This is a genomic window from Amycolatopsis alkalitolerans (assembly GCF_006152065.1).
GTDB classification, from domain to species: domain Bacteria; phylum Actinomycetota; class Actinomycetes; order Mycobacteriales; family Pseudonocardiaceae; genus Amycolatopsis_E; species Amycolatopsis_E alkalitolerans.
On record NZ_VDFW01000029.1, the window covers coordinates 1 to 17,003 of the forward strand.

The following is a 17,003-nucleotide window of genomic DNA, read 5'->3' on the forward strand; positions in this document are numbered from 1 at the left end:
CATCGTGAAAGCCGCACTCACCCTGACCCATTTTGAACATCGAATGATCAAATGAAAGTCGTTGAGATCACGTCAATGTTGTGGCGCTGTTCGTTGACCAGTTCGGTGGCGACCGGATGCTGGCCCGGTCCGCGATGCAGTTCTTGGCGGGCTCGCACGATTTGGGAAAGGCAACTCCGGCTTTCGCGGTGCAGCATGTCGGGCTCGCCCAGGTCATGCGCGAACACGGGCTCTATATGCCCACCGGCAAGAGCGGGCTGGTGGATCGGCACGTGGCCCACCACGCGGTGGCGAGTCACCATTTGCTGGTTGGATGGCTGGTCGGGAACGGGTGGCCGAAGAATGTCGCTCGGACGTGGGGCGCGATTCTGGGCGGGCATCACGGTGTCCCGCCGGACGCCGATTCGGAGAAAGCAGCCCGGCCGAGCGAGGTTCCCGACTTGTACGGCCGGGACACCTGGTCGGCTGTTCAGCGGGAACTGGTGGAGCGTGTCGTTGGCCGCGTGGGCTTGAGAGCCCGTCTGGACAGGCTGGCCGAGGTGTCCTTGTCCGCCCCGTTTCAGGTGCTGGCGACGGCGTTGGTGATCGTGTCGGACTGGATTGCCAGCAATCAGGACCTCCTGCCGTATCACCATGGGCGGTTGCCCGAAGTCACTGCAGACCAGGGCCGGGTGCGGCAGGCTCTCGCTCGACTTCAGCTGCCCTGCCCATGGGCGCCGCGCCCACCGGTCGGTGACAGGGAGTCCTTCTTCGCGGCGCGCTTCCGGTTACCCGCTGGCGCGCGACCTCGCCCGGTGCAGGAGGCGGCCTGCGAGGTGGCGGAGGCGATGACCGAGCCTGGGCTGCTGGTCGTCGAAGCACCGATGGGTGAGGGCAAGACCGAGGCAGCGCTGGCGGCGGCCGAGATCCTGGCGGCTCGGTGGGGCGCGGGCGGTGTGCTGGTCGCGCTCCCGACGCAGGCAACGACCGATGCCATGTTCACGCGGGTGGTCGACTGGCTGGATGGGATGAAGGCAGCAGGGTGCCACGTGGGGGGCTCGATCGTGCTCGGCCATGGCAGAGCACGGTTCAACCGTTTGTATGAGGGGCTTCTCCCGGCCGGTCGGCTCCGGCAAGTGGGCTGTGACGAGCGAGACGGCGACGGACCTGACCACGCTGTCGCGGCTCATTCCTGGCTGGCCGGGCGGAAGAAGGCGTTGCTCGCGAACTTCGCTGTCGCGACGATCGACCAGTTGTTGTTCGCAGGGTTGAAAGCGCGCCACCTGATGCTGCGCCATTTGGCGCTGGCGGGCAAGGTCGTGGTGATCGACGAGATCCACGCCTATGACGCCTACATGAACTCGTATCTGCTCAAGGTGCTTACCTGGCTGGGGGCCTATCGCGTGCCGGTTGTGACGCTTTCGGCGACGCTGCCGGTCGAGCAACGCAGGGCTCTGCTGGCGGCGTACCAGTCCGGATCGGGATCTGACGCGGTCGCGACAAGTGACGAGACCACATACCCGGCGCTGACGTGGACCCGCGGCAACTCCACGACGACGCGCGCGGTGCCGGCCTCGGGACGGTCTACTTCGGTCGCCCTGAACAGTCTCCCGGATGATCTCGACCATCTGGTGTCGCTGCTGTGCGACACGCTTGCCGAGGGAGGAACGGCGCTGGTCGTGCGCAACACCGTGCGCCGGGTTCTCGCCGCCGCGCAGCGGCTCGAGCAGGAGTTTCCTGGCGAGGTCAGCGTGACGCATGCGCGTTTCATCGTGGCTGACCGGCTGCGCAAGGACACCGAACTGCTGGATCGCTTCGGCTCCCCACAACGGTCGACGCACCGGCCGTGGCGGCACATCGTGGTCGCGTCGCAGGTCGTGGAACAGTCGCTCGACGTGGACTTCGACCTTCTGGTCACGGATCTGGCGCCGATCGATCTCGTCCTGCAACGCGTAGGCCGAGTCCATCGGCACCAGCGGGATCGGCCCGCGAGACTCCGTCATGCGTGTGTTTACGTCACGGGAGCGGATTTCGACGCGAGCCCGCCCCAGCTCGACCCGGCTGCTGAGCGCTACGTGTACGGGCGGTATCCCCTGCTACGTGCGGCGGCGGTCCTGGTCGGCCATTTCGGTTCGACAGTCGATCTGCCCGGCGACATCGCCCCGCTGGTCCAACTCGCCTACGGGGCCGGTGACATCGGTCCCGCCGAGTGGCAGGAGGCCATCGCCACGGCACGTGAGCAGTGGTCGGATCGCACGGCGCGGCGCGAGCAGCGGGCCCACGATTTTCAGCTGGCGGGGCCGACGCGGCCTGGTAAGGCGATCGTCGGGTGGCTGTCGGCCGGCGTCGGAGAAACCGATGACGACGCGCAGGGTCAGGGGCAGGTCCGGGACGGGGCGCCGAGCCTGGAAGTACTGCTCGTCTGCCGCGACGCGGACGGCCAGTGGCGCACGCCGGCGTGGCTCGCCGATCAGGGGAGATCGCCCATTCCCTGTGAGAAGACGCCGCCGAACGACCTCGCCGAAGTCATGGCCGCGTGCGCGTTACGCCTCCCGCTCACCTTCAGCAACGCCGCCGCGGAAGAAGAGCTCTGGCAGGCTACGCCGCCGGCGTGGGAGCAGTCTCCACTGATTTATCGGCTACCTGTCCTGGTCGTGGATGAGGACGGGTGGGGTCGGATCACCGACCGCCGCATCCGCTACAGCCAGGAGCGCGGATTGGAGGTCTTCGACGATGCCGGGTGAGAGCGAGTTCAATCTTCTCGACGAGCCGTGGATCCTTGTCCTGGCGCCGAATGGGCGCGAGCACGAGGTCTCGATCCTCGAGTTGTTCGAGCAGGCGGCCGGTTTGACGGTGATCGGGGGTGAGGTTCCCACCCAGGCCTTCGCCATCACGCGGTTGCTGCTGGCGTTTCTGCATCGCGCGCTCGATGGCCCGCAAGATCAGCAGGAATGGGCAGGTCTGTGGCAGGAACCGATGTTGCCGATGCCGGTGATCCAAGATTATGCCGCGCGTGTCCGGTCTCGCTTCGACCTGTTCGATCCGCAGGCCCCGTTCTTCCAGGTCGCTGATCTGCGGACAGAAAAGGGAGAGGCCTCCGGGCTGGAGAAGATTGTCGCGGATGTGCCCAATGGCGAGCCGCTGTTCACCACGCGGTCGGCGTCGAGCCTGCGGCGGCTTCGCCCTGGGGAGGCCGCGCGCTGGCTCGTTCACGTGCATGCCTTCGACCCGTCGGGCATCAAGTCGGGTGCCGCAGGGGATCCCACTGTGAAAGGCGGTAAGGGATATCCCATCGGTCCGGGCTGGTCCGGTCAACTCGGCGGTGTCCTGGCGCAGGGACGTAATCTCCGTGAGAGCCTGTTGCTGAACCTGATCGCCCGGGATGTGCCGTCCTATGTGGACGTCGGTGGCCCTGGTGACGTGCCGCCGTGGGAGCGGGAGCCGGACACGGCGCGGTGGCGGGAGCGCCCGCCGGAGGGCGCGATCGATCTGTACACGTGGCAGACCCGGCGGGTCCGGCTGTTCGGTGGCCGCGATGGGGTCACCGGTGTGTTGCTGTCCAATGGCGACAAGATCCAGCCGCAGAACCGGCACATGGTGGATCCGCACAGCGCCTGGCGATACAGCGAGGCGCAGAGCAAGAAACTCAAGACGACCGTCTACATGCCGCGGGCGCATGACCCCAATCGGTCGGTGTGGCGGGGCTTGGCCGCGATGTTGCCGTCGGTCTCGCCAACGACGGGCCGGGGCGATCAGCCGCAGGCCTTTCTGGCCCCGGGCGTGCTGAAATGGGTCGACGACCTGGCCGCGGAGGGCGTGCTGCCCGACGAGTTCGTGGTGCGGCTGCGCGCGCTCGGAGTCGAATACGGTGCGCAAAGCGCGACCTACGCCGAGATCGTCGACGATGTGTTGCCGTTGCCGGTGCTGCTGCTGCGGGAGGCCAGGCCGGACGCGGGCCGAACGGCCACGGGCGCTGTCGAGGACGCCGAGCAGGCGGCCGGGCGGGTATGGCGGTTCGCGGAGAACCTCGCGCAGGCCGCGGGGGCGGAGCCGAAGTCGGGCGCGGGTGATCGAGCACAGGAAACGGTGTATGCGGTGCTCGAGCGGCCGTACCGGGAGTGGCTTGCCGGGCTCGGACCTGGCCGGGAACTCACGGTGGCTCGCACCGCGTGGCAGCGAACCGTGTGGGGCGCCTGCCGGCAGATCGGTGACCAGCTGATCAGCGGGGCACCGGCGGCGGCCTGGTCCGGACGTGAGGTGAACCAGCGGTTGGTGAACGTGCCGCTGGCGGAGGTGTGGTTCCACTCGGCGCTGCGCACAGCACTTTCGCTCGTGTTCGCCCCCTCGGCGGACCAGGACCTGGAGGCAGTCCGATGACCCTGGCGGCGGCGGACACCCGATCGCGGCGGCTGGGCCCACTCGGCCGGGCGCTGGCGTGGCGGATCGAACGGCTGCAGCGCGAGTACCTGCGCGCCGCACCCTCCGCGCGTGCCGATCTGGCGCGGTTGCGGCGCGGGCTGGGGAAGCCCGCGGGCAGCGTGCCGGACCTGTGGGAGATCACGGTGGGCGCGGTCCCGGAGGAACTCACCTGGCAGCGGGACGAGCCGAGCTACGCCGAGCAGGCCGCCCATGCGGCGCTGACCCTGTACGCGCTGCACCAGCAGTCGCTGACGGTGCCCGCCCACGTGCCCGGGGTGTCGTTCGGGCGTGCGGTGGGCCGTCTGCGGTTCAGCGATGCGCGCAGCGAGGAGGCCGTGACTCGGCGGTTCATGGCGGTGGCGACCGCCCAGTCGGTCGACGAGGTGCTCATGCACGCTCGCGGCCTGATCACCCAGCTGCGTACCGAGCGGCAGGGGCTCGACTACGCCCGGTTCGCCGATGACGTGGCCGGGTTGCTCACGCCGGCCGGTGCGCAGCGCGTCCGGTTGGCGTGGGGACGCGCGTTCTATCGGACCACGGCCGATGACGACTCCACCAGCGATCCGGAATGAGGACAGTTCATGAGCCAGACTTTCATCGACCTGCACATCCTGCAGACCGTGCCGCCGAGCAACATCAACCGTGATGACACCGGTAGCCCGAAGACCGCGACCTACGGCGGGGTACGCCGGGCACGGGTCTCCAGCCAGGCCTGGAAGCGCGCCACGCGCGTCGCGTTCGACGACTACCTCGACCGCAATGAGCTGGGAGTGCGCACCAAACGCGTACCGGAGCTGATCGCCGAGGCGATAGAAACTCGCGCTCCGTATCTGGGGCAGCAGGCACGGGAGCTGGCCGCCGAGACGACACGGCAGATCGGCATGAAGGTCGACGTACCGAAGAAGCAGACCGGGCACGAGCCGGCCCCCGAGGTCGGCTACCTGGTGTTCCTGAGCCGGCGGCAGATCGAGAATCTGGCGCAGGCGGCGATCGAGGCCGCCGATTCCGACGACGTGGGCAAGGCACTCAAAGCGGCGAAGGTCAAGGAACTCGCCGACCGTGATCATTCGGTCGACATCGCACTGTTCGGGCGGATGGTGGCCGACCAGGCCGACATCAACGTCGACGCCGCCGCGCAGGTCGCCCACGCGATCAGCGTGCACCCCGTGGAGACGGAGTTCGACTACTTCACCGCGGTCGATGATCGCAACACCGAGGAGGAAACGGGTGCCGGCATGATCGGCACCGTCGAGTTCAACTCCTCGACGCTCTATCGTTACGCGACAGTCAATGTGGGCCGGCTGCGCGAGACCCTCGGCGACACGCTCGCGACCCGGCGGGCCGCGGAGGCTTTCGTGTCGGCGTTCGTGCGGTCGATGCCGACGGGCAAGCAGAACACCTTCGCCAACCGCACCCTGCCGGAGGCGGTCGTGGTGCAGGTGCGTGAGAGCCAGCCGATCAACCTGGTCGGTGCGTTCGAGCATCCGGTCCGGGAACTCGGTGTGGTGGGCCGGATCAAGGCCGCGTCGGACGCGTTACGTGACGAGGCCCGCGAGATCGAACGCGCCTACGGTGAGTGCCCGATCGCGGCGTGGGTGACCCGGGTCGGGGACGACACGGCCGGTCTGGACGATCTCGGTCAGAACGTGGCGCTTTCCACGCTCGTGACCGACGTGGGCGATCTGGTCGCGGCCCGGCTGGACCAGTCATGAGCGTGGTCGCCTTGCGGCTGGCGGGACCCCTGCAGTCCTGGGGTGCCGGCAGCCGGTTCGTGCGGCGGGCGACCGAGCGGGAACCCACCAAGAGCGGCGTGATCGGACTCGTCGCCGCCGCGTACGGGTTACGCCGGACCGACCCACTCGAGGACCTGCTCGGGCTGCGCCTCGGCGTGCGCGCCGACCAGCCCGGCCAGCTCATGAGGGACTTTCAGACCGCCCAGCGCGCGAAACGCGAACGCGACGGCAGCCTCACGTGGCACTCGCTGCCGCTGTCGCATCGCTACTACCTCACCGACGCCGCGTTCCTGGCTGTGTTGGAAGGGGACCGGTCACTGGTCGAGAGCATCGACCAAGCCATCCGAGCGCCCCAGTTCCCCCTCTACCTCGGTCGCCGATCGTGCCCACCCGCTGGGCCTATCGCTCTGGGCGTGACCGACGACGACCTGCACACCGCGCTCGCCACCTGGTCGTGGCAGGCCGGCTCAGCCGTGCAACGCCAGCACCGCGAGCGCGTGGTACGACTCGCGATCATGCGAGACGCCGCGCCCGGCGAGCCCGGCACGGAGTCGATGCGCGACGCACCGGTGAGCTTCGATCCCAACCGTCGCGAATACGCCTGGCGACCCGTCACACGCGGCAGCGTCGAGATCGCCAACCCGCACGGCGTGGTCGACCCCTCCACGGAGCACAACCCGATGTCGGCGTTGGGAGGACCTTCGTGTTCCTGACCCAGATGCCGATCAATCCTCGCCGCCGCGGATCGCGGTTGTTGCTGTCGTCACCGCACGCGATGCACGCCGCCGTACTGGCCGGATTCGCCGATGCGCGACCCACCGAGCGAGGGCGCGTGCTGTGGCGCGTCGACACCTACGGCACCCATCGGGTTCTGCTGTTCGTCGCCAGCCCGGGCAAGCCCGACTTCACCCACATCGTCGAGCAAGCCGGCTGGCCCTCCACCGAGGCGTGGGACACGCGCGTCTACGACGGGCTGCTGGAGTCGCTGCGCAAAGGACAACGATGGCAGTTCCGGTTGACCGCCAACCCCGTGCACTCGGTCCGGCTGCGCGACGGGGAGGACACCAAACCCGTCGGACACGTCACGATCGCGCAGCAGCAACAATGGCTGCTCGGCCGGGCCGCCCGGCTCGGATTCCGTATCCCCGACAGTGCGGTCGGACAGGGCGAACACGACCTCGCGGTGGTCGAACGAGGCATCCGCCGCTTCGGCCGCAAAGGTGTGCGGGTCACGCTGTCCACAGCGACGTTCGAAGGCCACCTCGACGTCGAGGACACCACGCTGCTCAAACGCGCGCTGACCTTCGGCATCGGCCGCGCCAAGTCCTACGGCTGCGGACTGCTCACCCTCGCCGCCCCGGCCGGAAGCTCCGCATGAACACGATCGGCCGGCACGTCTCCCAGCCGAAGGACCTGGTGCGAGCATCCGACCGGCTGTCGTTCCTCTACCTCGACCGCTGTGTCGTCAACCGCGACAGCAACGCGATCACCGCGACGGACGAGCGCGGAACCGTGCACATCCCGGCCGCGGCAGTCGGGGTTCTGCTGCTCGGTCCCGGCACCACGATCACCCACCAAGCGATCACCCTCATGTCCGACAGCGGATCGACCGTCGTATGGGTCGGCGAGCGGGGCGTACGCTACTACGCTCACGGCGTCTCACTCGCCCGCTCATCGCGGCTGCTGCTCGCACAGGCCGAAGCGGTGACCAACACCCGGTCTCGCTTGCGTGTCGCGCGGGCGATGTATGAGATGCGCTTCCCCGACGAAGACGTCTCGACCCTGAACATGCAGCAGCTACGAGGCCGGGAAGGCGCCCGCGTCCGCCGCGTGTACCGCGAACACTCCGAACGCACCGGAGTGGACTGGACCAGTCGGACCTACGATGTCGACGACTGGGACGCCGGCGACGAGGTGAACAAGGCCCTGTCCGCCACCAACGCCGCGCTCTACGGCATTGTGCATTCCATCATCGTCGCACTCGGCTGCTCGCCAGCGCTCGGATTCGTCCACACCGGACACCACAGATCCTTCGTCTACGACATCGCCGACCTGTACAAAGCCGAACTCACAATCCCGGTGGCCTTCGACATAGCCGCAAGCTCATGTGACGACATCGCAGGCGAAGCACGACGGCGTGTGCGAGACGCTCTCCACAAAGGCAAACTCCTGCAACGATGCACCCGCGACATCCAACGCCTCCTGTTGGGCGACGAAGCCGACGACAAGACCGGTGACGACTACTTCGAGGTCGACGTCCTCTCGTTGTGGGACGAGCGCCACGAATCGGTGCCCGGCGGCGTTTCATACCGGAGCGACACATGATCGTCATCGTCCTGACCGCCGTGCCACCCGGACTCCGCGGGCACCTCACCCGGTGGCTACTGGAAATCAGTCCAGGCGTGTTCGTCGGGCATCTACCCACCCGCGTCCGCGAACTGACATGGGAACGCGTCATCGAGTTCGTCGACGACGGACGAGCGCTCATGGTTTACACCGTGAACGGCGAGCAACGACTCGCGTTCGAGGTACACGGACACGACTGGACACCTGTCGACTACGACGGCATCACCCTCATACGCCGACAAACGGTCCCCGACTACATCCCGGCCAACGGACCGACACAGCAACAACGAAGACCAGCCCGCCCCTCCCGTGGTGGAACGTCCATGCGAGATGAGACCGTGTGGAAACGTCGGCAAGCGCGACGAAAATTCCGCCCGAAACCACCGCCGGCAAACGAGAAAGATTGATCTTGAGTCGGGGCAAAGTGAAGCAAATCGAGCAGATCTGATCACATCGACCCAGGTCAAGAAGTGTGCTCCCCGCGCAGGCGGGGATGATCCGCGGGCAACCCAGATGAACGCGTTGGGGACGGCGTGCTCCCCGCGCAGGCGGGGATGATCCGCCGAAAGGCAATCCCCTGTGGTAAACGGAATTGTGCTCCCCGCGCAGGCGGGGATGATCCCTGTCTACGCTCATACACTAGATGTCCACCGCGGTGCTCCCCGCGCAGGCGGGGATGATCCCGGTCGCGTCGATGCTCGGCACGCCGTCCACGAGTGCTCCCCGCGCAGGCGGGGATGATCCGAACAAGCAGGAGCGCCGCAAGATCTACCGGCAGTGCTCCCCGCGCAGGCGGGGATGATCCGCCCCAGAGCCGAAGAGACCAGTACGGAGCGACGTGCTCCCCGCGCAGGCGGGGATGATCCGCACTCGCAGCCCCTCGGGCTGCGCAGTAATCCGTGCTCCCCGCGCAGGCGGGGATGATCCTTCCGAGGTTCGTGAGCCGCTCAACCGGAGAGTGTGCTCCCCGCGCAGGCGGGGATGATCCCACGCTAGAGATCGACTACGACGCGTGGTCCGCGTGCTCCCCGCGCAGGCGGGGATGATCCGGGACCGACCCGGCGGCAGGAGAAGGAGACCACGTGCTCCCCGCGCAGGCGGGGATGATCCCCCGGTTGCCGTGCACAACCTGGCCGCCGCCGTGTGCTCCCCGCGCAGGCGGGGATGATCCGTCCTGCAAGCCCGACCCGTATTCGGTGGTGGTGTGCTCCCCGCGCAGGCGGGGATGATCCGTTCGTCGGCGACTCGCAGTCGGCGAGCATGGTGTGCTCCCCGCGCAGGCGGGGATGATCCGCAGCTGTCGCCCGGTCGCCAGGGCCGGCGAGAGTGCTCCCCGCGCAGGCGGGGATGATCCGTCTCTTTGCGCCACGTGGACAGCATGGCGTATGTGCTCCCCGCGCAGGCGGGGATGATCCGTGCTTGGTGGGCCACAGAACCCGACGTGGGTCGTGCTCCCCGCGCAGGCGGGGATGATCCGGGACTCGCAGTCCATGGAGACTGGACTGGACGGTGCTCCCCGCGCAGGCGGGGATGATCCCCGGGGGAGAGAACCAGGTTCGCCAAGATGGCCGTGCTCCCCGCGCAGGCGGGGATGATCCGTGGCTGTCCGACAGCCCACCGGAGCAGTGGGAGTGCTCCCCGCGCAGGCGGGGATGATCCCGCCGTGGAGGTCGGGTTCTGGGCCATGTTGTTGTGCTCCCCGCGCAGGCGGGGATGATCCGGAGGCAGACGACATGCAGCCCCATACGCTTCCGTGCTCCCCGCGCAGGCGGGGATGATCCAATCTCGACGGCGACGGGTGGAGCACATTCGACGTGCTCCCCGCGCAGGCGGGGATGATCCGCGCCAGGACCCCGAACCCGAGACCGAGCCGGAGTGCTCCCCGCGCAGGCGGGGATGATCCCGCCAGCGACCCGAATAGAGCCTTGATCCCCTCGTGCTCCCCGCGCAGGCGGGGATGATCCGGCGACGTGATCACGATAATTATGCGGGAGGAGGTGCTCCCCGCGCAGGCGGGGATGATCCTTCAAGCTGGTAGTCGAGAAGGCCACCTCGAAGGTGCTCCCCGCGCAGGCGGGGATGATCCTTGTTGAGGTAGACCGTGGCCCGCCCGCCCGGGGTGCTCCCCGCGCAGGCGGGGATGATCCCGTATTGCCGACGCCGCGGATTACTCCGTCGCCGTGCTCCCCGCGCAGGCGGGGATGATCCCCGGCCCGCGAGGATGGCGCACCGGGGGCATGAGTGCTCCCCGCGCAGGCGGGGATGATCCGCGCGAGCTCTCGCAGGTATTGACTCATTCTCTGTGCTCCCCGCGCAGGCGGGGATGATCCGGGCCCGTTCGCGGCCACGCAGACTATCGCAGAGTGCTCCCCGCGCAGGCGGGGATGATCCGACACGGAAGGTATAGCAAACCACCGGGTCTAGGTGCTCCCCGCGCAGGCGGGGATGATCCGGTGGCGGAGCCTGGGTAGGTCATCGGGCCCCCGTGCTCCCCGCGCAGGCGGGGATGATCCGAAGTCCACCAGAGGAATGCCGTTGGTGCGAGCGTGCTCCCCGCGCAGGCGGGGATGATCCACTCCGTGAACCCGAGAGGGGGCCAGTCGTGCCGTGCTCCCCGCGCAGGCGGGGATGATCCGCCGCCACAGGTTCTTTTCGCCCCGACCAAAGGGTGCTCCCCGCGCAGGCGGGGATGATCCCCGTCGTTCCTGCGCCCATCCCTCACACTGGATGTGCTCCCCGCGCAGGCGGGGATGATCCCCGCAGCCCGATGTTGAGCAGAGCCACCGTGTGGTGCTCCCCGCGCAGGCGGGGATGATCCCAGGAGCGCCGCGACCCAGGCTATGACCATCACGTGCTCCCCGCGCAGGCGGGGATGATCCGCATACGGAGACAGGCACTGTCGCGGTGTTCCGGTGTGCTCCCCGCGCAGGCGGGGATGATCCCTGGGTGCCGCAGTGGCGGAGTGGGCGCTGGGAGTGCTCCCCGCGCAGGCGGGGATGATCCGTGGGGACCGGGATGCGCGGCGACGATTCTCATGTGCTCCCCGCGCAGGCGGGGATGATCCGGAACTCCAGGACAACCCCCACGCCGAGCACCTGTGCTCCCCGCGCAGGCGGGGATGATCCGACTACCCCGACGTCGAGATGCGCGTCACCGTCGTGCTCCCCGCGCAGGCGGGGATGATCCGCCGCACTCGTTCAGCACCCGGAACAACTCGTCGTGCTCCCCGCGCAGGCGGGGATGATCCGCGGACTTCGGGTCGTGCGCTCGGACAGCTGACGTGCTCCCCGCGCAGGCGGGGATGATCCGGGCGACGGCGTCGCCCCGAACCTGCTTGGCACGTGCTCCCCGCGCAGGCGGGGATGATCCGTCACGTCCGTCCGCCCGGCCGCGAGCGGAGACGTGCTCCCCGCGCAGGCGGGGATGATCCGTCGTCGGCCCCAACGCCTCTGCGATAGTCTGCGTGCTCCCCGCGCAGGCGGGGATGATCCGACATCCGATCCCCGGCTGCAGTCGATCGCAGGGTGCTCCCCGCGCAGGCGGGGATGATCCTGAGATCAGTCCGGCGGTAACAGGAGCCCGCGTGTGCTCCCCGCGCAGGCGGGGATGATCCCGCCGCAGGGCACGAGCCCCCGAAGTCCGGGAAGTGCTCCCCGCGCAGGCGGGGATGATCCCAACAGCGTGTCACCGACTGTCCACCCGGACACGTGCTCCCCGCGCAGGCGGGGATGATCCCGCCATGTCAGCTCGATCAACCAGATCCCGGACGTGCTCCCCGCGCAGGCGGGGATGATCCCTCTGCGAAATCTTGTCACCGACACGAGGCCCACGTCGGCAGGACCGTACGTAGAGATGCCGAAGCGAGGGTCAACGCGGCGTTGCCCCTCGCCGAACTCAAGCTTGGGCTCGGTGAGGATCTCGACGTACATCAGCTACTTCTCCGACGGCGGCGGCCTCCAGAGCGTGGCGGCCGGTTGGTTGTATGTCGACGTGCGCTTGGCGCGGGTCGATCTTGATGCTGCTAGCCGCGCGCCGGGAGGCGGCAGGCGGCGACTTCGGTCGAGCGGGGTTTCGGCAGAAAGGTGGAAATAGTCCGGTTAGGACCGTCTGGTCAGTGGCGATCGTCCTCGGGGCAGGGGACTTTGGCCACTACATCTGCCGTCGCGGGGGCGAACACCATGCCTGCAGACAGCAGGCCGGCGATACGGCCGGATCAGGAGGTATGGCATGGCTGTTTTCGCCCGCGGGCCGGTGGATCTGAACACCACCGGTCACTACCTGCATTGGGGCGTCATCCAGATCTCGGTGGCGAACCTCGTCGTCATCCTGTTGATGCTGCTGGTGTTCGCGCTGGCCATCGCGTTGCCGTTTCCCCGGGGAGGCGACCGGCGATGAGCACGGGACCAGGCAAGGGGCAAACGCGAACGGACGAGTTCGGCGACGGCGTGGACCCACGGAACTGGACCGCTCGCCTGCGGCGACGGGCGGTGCGCGCACTGCCGCCGGACAGGCTGATGCCCGACCGTCAGCCGGCATACGTGTCGAGCTGGATCTACGTCTTCGGGGTGCTGACCCTCACCGCGCTGATCTGGGTGATCTTCTCCGGCACCTGGCTGGCACTGGAAGGCCCGGTGTGGTGGCACACCTCGCCGGTCGGGCATTTCGTGAACTCCCTGCACCTGTGGGGCGTGGAACTCTTCTTCTTCTTCATGGTCATCCACCTGTGGGGCAAGTTCTTCATGGCCGCCTGGCGCGGCCGGCGCGCGGCAACCTGGGTGACGGGCTCGATCGCGTTCCTCGGCTCGATCGCCACCGCGTTCACCGGATATCTGGTACAGACCAACTTCGATGCACAGTGGATCTCGACCCAGGCGAAGGACGGCCTCAACTCTGTCGGCATCGGAGCCTGGTTCAACGTCCTCGACACCGGGCAGATGCTGCTCTGGCACGTGCTGCTGCTCCCACTGGTACTGGGCGTCCTCATCGTCTGGCACATCCTGCTGGTACGCAGGCGCGGGGTGGTCCCCCCAATCGGGGCCGAGCCCGAGGAGCAGGAACAGCTGGCGGCTGCACCGGAGACAGAAGGGACGCGACGATGACGACCCGAACCGGCACGCGACCGAGCAAGCGCCACCACGCCGACGGGCCGTGGCGCGGCCCGACGCGGCACTACGACCTGGTCAAGGAGTTCGTCATCGCGCTGGTCGTGACCGGCATGCTGACGGCTTTGCTCGCCACCGTACTCAGCTCGCCAGACGATCACGCCATCAGCCTGCGTCAGTGGGCCAACGCGGATCCGGCGGACTTCGTGACCACCACCGTCACCGAACTCGGCGGTACCAGCGACACAGCGACCTACGGCCCCCCGTACAACGACAGCAGCCAAGGGCAGCACATGGGACCGGTCACGCTGCAGAAGTGGGGCGGCATACGGGAACCGGTCGACCCGGCCACCGACTTCGTGCTCGGCCCGCTGAAGGCGGTTCCGGATGACCCGCGCCTGACGCAGGCGCTGCGGACCTACACCTCGGCTTCGGCTGCCCAGCAGCTGCGCTGGGCCGGTGACTACGACGACGCGCTGAGCAAGGCTCCTGGCAACGACCCCGCCAAGGTCGCACCGGGAGACTACGGGCCCGTACCCGTGCTGACCGGCCGCCTGCTCCGGCTGGCCCAGACCGGCGGCCTTGATAGCGCGCTCGTCGGCAACAGCGGGTTCTACACCACGAACTACACCAAACCCCTGCTGTTCCTCGCCGACGGAGGCTACTTCGCCGGCATCGCCGACTCCCGGCACCTCTCGGGCGACCAGTGGGGCATGATGAACGAGACCGGCAACTACCCCGGCCAGGCGTGGCTGTGGCTCTACACGTTCTGGTACCAGATCCCGTCGTTCGCACACTCCGACAACGCCGATGCCTGGATCTGGGCACTGATGGCGCTACTGAGCCTGATCCTGATCTGCGTGCCGTTCATCCCCGGACTGCGCAGCGTGCCCCGCCTGGTCGGGCTCCACCGCCTGATCTGGCGACGCTACCACCGCGACCACCCACCAGCCACGGCAACACAGGGACCGGCTCACCCACCGGACTCCTGAACCCCTCGCCCGGGCCTCACAAGTTCCGCGAGCAGCGCGCGGACCATCCGGTCGATCTCGTCGTGGATCCGCCGGACCTCCCCGACCGGCCTGTCCGCAGGGGTCGTCGAGCTGCCAGTCCAGATAACGCTTGCCGGGAAAGACCGGGCACGCGTCGCTGCAGCTCATCCTGATCACGACGTCGGCCGCGCGGACGGCCTCCCGTGGTCAGCGGCTCCGGGAACTCCCGCGACAGGTCGAAGCCGAGCTGGCCCATGACCGTCACCACGGCGGGATTGAGGGTGTTCGCCGGCACCGACCCGGCCGAGCGCACCGTGACCGCGCCGCGCGCGTGGTGGTCCAGCAACGCGGCCGCCATCTGCGAGCGACCCGCGTTGTGCACGCAGACGAACAGCACCTCAGGCGTCAGGTTTGCCTCATCGTGGACGAAGGGCGAACGAGACGTACACCAGCGCGAGGAGCACGGGCACCTCGATCAGCGGGCCGACCACCCCGGCGAGCGCCGGCCCGCTCGTGGCGCCGAACGTGGCGATCGCGACCGCGATGGCCAGCTCGAAGTTGTCGCCCGCCGCGGTGAACGCGAGCGTGGTGGTCCGCTCGTAGCTCTGCCCGCGCGCCTTCCCCAGCGCGTACGACCCGGCCCATCACGGCGAAACAGGCCAGCGGCGACAGCGCGATACGCGCGACGTCGAGAGGATGGCCGGTGATCTGGTGCCCCTGCAGCGCGAACAGCACGACGGGCCCGACCTTGGCGACCAGCGGGATGCTGAGGAAGATCAGCACACTCTTGGCGATCCACCATCCCGACACGGCCAGTTGCGTGGTCGGCAGACCGAGCCAGCCGAGCAGCACCGACAGGTAGAACCAGCCCAGCACCCCGAACATGAGCACCTGGAACACGGAGTTCAGCGCCACGAGCACGCCGCAGCCTCCCGGTCGCCGCACGCCAGGTCGTTCCAGATGATCACCATCGCGATGCACCACCCCGATCATGCGCGCGTGGGCCGCGCGGGGCTTCGCCGTGGAACGGCACGTACGGATCGCTCCACAGATCCGTCCCGGAGGCCCGGATGCCTGAGAAGATCCCGAAAGCCCAACCCGACGGCATTTCCCAGGTCCCGACATCAGACAGGCCGGCAGGCGCGCAGCACGGCCCCCCAGCCCTCCGGCTCTGTTTTCCGCTCACGAGATTTTCATGAGCGCCGACAACGTCGAGGGGGCGTAGACCCCGCCGAACAGTGCCCTCATCCCACCCGAGCGCACGACATCGACATCGTCGATGCAGTCCGCGCCCGCGCACATTCCCGCGATCAGCGTGCCCAGTTTCGGGCCAGGGTTCGCCGATCCGGACGCGATACGCGGCGCGGCGATGGACACTTTCTCCGCCAGCAGCTGCGGCAGTCCGGTCTGCTCAGCCAGGGCCATCACTGGCACCAGCCCGGCCGGCGACACGAGATGGTCATCGTCGAATAGCGCCGACTCTTCGGCGAACCTGTGCGAGACTTGCACTCGAAGTGCCTTCCAAGGCTGGGTCCGATTGCTGCGTGAGAACTCCAATCATCCCAGCTCAGAAGGCACTTCTCCTATTTCGACACGCCCACCGGACCCCACCCGTCGGTGGATCGAGGCTTAGTAAGCAAGCCGCGATGAAGTGCCTGCATTTGTGACCCGCAGCGTCCTGAGTGAGTGTCTGGTCAGGCTTGTGCGGTTCAGCTTGCTGATTCGGTGGGCGGGGTCGTTTTTTCCGTGGAGCGGATGGAGTGCCAGGCCGCGCGGATGTGGCTGCGCATGACCGACTCGGCCCAGTTTTCGTCGCCTCCGGCGAGTGCGGTCACCAGTTCGTGGTGGTGGGCCAGGCTGCGCAGCAGGGCCTCCGGGGTGTAGCGCGCGAACGTTCGCCAGACCAGCGGCACCTGGATTACCGAGGCGGTCACGTTGTTCAGGCGCTCGTTGTCGGCGCTTTTCAGGATCATTTGGTGGAACTGGTTGTTCAGTTCGGTGAGCTTGTCCACGTCAGAGGGGTGGCCGCCGGGGGCCAGCTCGTCCATCCGGCAGGCCATTTCGTTCAGTTTGGTCACGTCTGCTGTGCCGGCGATGGCGGCGAGCCGGCAGCCCCACGGTTCCAGCACCGAGCGCAGGCTGAAGATCTCGTCCAGGTCCCGTTCGCTCCAGCTTTGCACCTGCACGCCGCGGTGGCGCTCGTAGCGCACCAGCCCTTCTGCGGTCAGCCTGCGGAACGCCTCGCGGACGGGGGTACGGCTGACCCTGGTCGACTCGGCCATCTCACTCTCGCGCAGCCATTCACCCGCAGCCCGTCGGCCGGACAGGATCTCCTCGCGGATCAGCCGGTAGGCGTGATCCGCCGCGTGCACGGTGTCGGAGTGGTCCCGATTGGCGTCGCTCATTGTCAAGGACAGTAGCGACCAGAAAAG

The 17,003-nt window shown here is 68.0% G+C and carries 12 protein-coding genes, 3 pseudogenes and 1 CRISPR repeat array; of the genes and pseudogenes, 11 read left to right on the plus strand and 4 right to left on the minus strand.

Annotated elements, in window-relative coordinates; translation table 11 throughout:
* Positions 1–80 precede the first annotated feature (80 nt).
* The 11 genes from cas3 to FG385_RS26255 all read left to right on the plus strand — a co-directional run bounded on the left by cas3 (position 81) and on the right by FG385_RS26255 (position 14,571).
* Positions 81–2,723: a CRISPR-associated helicase Cas3' gene (gene cas3 / locus FG385_RS26210; protein WP_139099471.1), complete on the plus strand. Its 2,643-nt coding sequence runs from the start codon at positions 81–83 to the stop codon at positions 2,721–2,723.
* Positions 2,713–4,356, plus strand: coding sequence for a type I-E CRISPR-associated protein Cse1/CasA (casA, locus tag FG385_RS26215; protein ID WP_139099472.1), 1,644 nt, complete (start codon positions 2,713–2,715; stop codon positions 4,354–4,356). Before cas3 ends, casA begins: the two co-directional genes overlap by 11 nt.
* Complete coding sequence (casB, locus tag FG385_RS26220; protein ID WP_037364597.1) at positions 4,353–4,970, plus strand: type I-E CRISPR-associated protein Cse2/CasB; 618 nt, start codon at positions 4,353–4,355, stop codon at positions 4,968–4,970. Before casA ends, casB begins: the two co-directional genes overlap by 4 nt.
* A 9-nt stretch (positions 4,971–4,979) precedes the next feature.
* Complete coding sequence (cas7e, locus tag FG385_RS26225; protein WP_139099473.1) at positions 4,980–6,110, plus strand: type I-E CRISPR-associated protein Cas7/Cse4/CasC; 1,131 nt, start codon at positions 4,980–4,982, stop codon at positions 6,108–6,110.
* Positions 6,107–6,844 (plus strand): type I-E CRISPR-associated protein Cas5/CasD, encoded by a 738-nt coding sequence (gene cas5e, locus FG385_RS26230; protein WP_139099474.1) that lies wholly within the window; start codon positions 6,107–6,109, stop codon positions 6,842–6,844. The genes cas7e and cas5e overlap by 4 nt, the downstream gene beginning before the upstream one ends.
* Positions 6,835–7,509, plus strand: a complete 675-nt coding sequence (gene cas6e / locus FG385_RS26235) for a type I-E CRISPR-associated protein Cas6/Cse3/CasE (protein WP_037364604.1) — start codon at positions 6,835–6,837, stop codon at positions 7,507–7,509. The genes cas5e and cas6e overlap by 10 nt, the downstream gene beginning before the upstream one ends.
* Positions 7,506–8,456, plus strand: a complete 951-nt coding sequence (cas1e, locus tag FG385_RS26240) for a type I-E CRISPR-associated endonuclease Cas1e (protein WP_037364606.1) — start codon at positions 7,506–7,508, stop codon at positions 8,454–8,456. The genes cas6e and cas1e overlap by 4 nt, the downstream gene beginning before the upstream one ends.
* Complete coding sequence (gene cas2e, locus FG385_RS26245) at positions 8,453–8,884, plus strand: type I-E CRISPR-associated endoribonuclease Cas2e (RefSeq protein WP_081655202.1); 432 nt, start codon at positions 8,453–8,455, stop codon at positions 8,882–8,884. The genes cas1e and cas2e overlap by 4 nt, the downstream gene beginning before the upstream one ends.
* 65 nt (positions 8,885–8,949) lie before the next feature.
* Positions 8,950–12,273: a CRISPR direct-repeat array (repeat unit 28 nt; unit sequence GTGCTCCCCGCGCAGGCGGGGATGATCC).
* A gap of 431 nt (positions 12,274–12,704) precedes the next feature.
* Complete coding sequence (locus FG385_RS34065) at positions 12,705–12,872, plus strand: hypothetical protein (protein WP_158684522.1); 168 nt, start codon at positions 12,705–12,707, stop codon at positions 12,870–12,872.
* Positions 12,869–13,576, plus strand: a complete 708-nt coding sequence (locus FG385_RS26250; protein WP_139099475.1) for a cytochrome b N-terminal domain-containing protein — start codon at positions 12,869–12,871, stop codon at positions 13,574–13,576. Before FG385_RS34065 ends, FG385_RS26250 begins: the two co-directional genes overlap by 4 nt.
* Complete coding sequence (locus FG385_RS26255; protein ID WP_051166191.1) at positions 13,573–14,571, plus strand: hypothetical protein; 999 nt, start codon at positions 13,573–13,575, stop codon at positions 14,569–14,571. Before FG385_RS26250 ends, FG385_RS26255 begins: the two co-directional genes overlap by 4 nt.
* On the opposite strand, the pseudogene FG385_RS26260 reads toward FG385_RS26255, so the two are convergent.
* The 4 genes and pseudogenes from FG385_RS26260 to FG385_RS26275 all read right to left on the minus strand — a co-directional run bounded on the left by FG385_RS26260 (position 14,553) and on the right by FG385_RS26275 (position 16,976).
* Positions 14,553–14,929, minus strand: a pseudogene (locus tag FG385_RS26260) (arsenate reductase/protein-tyrosine-phosphatase family protein). The gene FG385_RS26255 and the pseudogene FG385_RS26260 overlap by 19 nt on opposite strands.
* Positions 14,930–14,987: 58 nt before the next feature.
* Positions 14,988–15,551 (minus strand): annotated as a pseudogene (locus FG385_RS26265) (ACR3 family arsenite efflux transporter); the annotation flags it as partial.
* A gap of 211 nt (positions 15,552–15,762) precedes the next feature.
* A pseudogene (locus FG385_RS26270) lies at positions 15,763–16,080 on the minus strand (IS1380 family transposase); the annotation flags it as partial.
* Between the two features lie 200 nt (positions 16,081–16,280).
* The gene (locus FG385_RS26275; RefSeq protein WP_139099476.1) at positions 16,281–16,976 is read right to left on the minus strand and encodes a GntR family transcriptional regulator; all 696 of its coding nucleotides are present in this window, start codon (positions 16,974–16,976) and stop codon (positions 16,281–16,283) included.
* Positions 16,977–17,003 lie beyond the last annotated feature (27 nt).